At 23.5% G+C, this 599-nt stretch carries 1 pseudogene; it reads right to left on the bottom strand.

Annotated elements, in window-relative coordinates:
• Positions 1 to 349, bottom strand: a pseudogene (locus M0D11_RS06385) (hypothetical protein); the annotation flags it as partial.
• Positions 350 to 599: the final 250 nt, after the last annotated feature.

Here is a 599-nt window from a genome sequence, read left to right as displayed (position 1 = left end):
CTGTACTAAAATAAAGATTATTTTTGCTATCGATAGAAAATGATAGTACACCATAACTATTATCAATTTTAATTGGAGTCGTTGACCCACTTGATAACTTATAAATGCCATTTTTATAATCAAAAATAGTTTTTATACAAAAATAGATGTTATCTTTACTATCAACAAGAACTTCTTGTACAGCTTTCCCAAAACCACTAATTTCTTTTAGCGGTACATATTCATTATTTGAATTAGTTATTCCAAAATCTTGTTTTAATCTTTCTATCAGCGATATGTTAGAAAGCAAAGGAGTGGGCAAAACTGTAGTTAACGTTGAAATTGTTATTAAATTTAAAATTTTTTTCATAATGTTCTCCCTAATATCATTTTTATTGAATACCACACACAAGCAAGTTAATTATACCTTGTTACATATTGTTTACAAATTTGCTTTTTATTTAAAATTTTTTAAAACAAAATCTTTTTCAATATTTAAAATTTCTTCTAGTGAAAAAGATTTATTAAACTTCTCATCTAAAGTTTTAATATAAAATTTTCATTCTTGATTGTTAATTTTTAATCATAAAATTTCACTTATCAGCTTTTGTAAATCTCAC

Source organism: Spiroplasma endosymbiont of Lariophagus distinguendus (assembly GCF_023846195.1).
Taxonomy (GTDB): domain Bacteria; phylum Bacillota_I; class Bacilli_A; order Mycoplasmatales; family VBWQ01; genus Spiroplasma_E.
The sequence above is the reverse complement of the archived record's forward strand: the minus strand, read 5'-3'. Positions and strand labels throughout refer to the sequence as shown.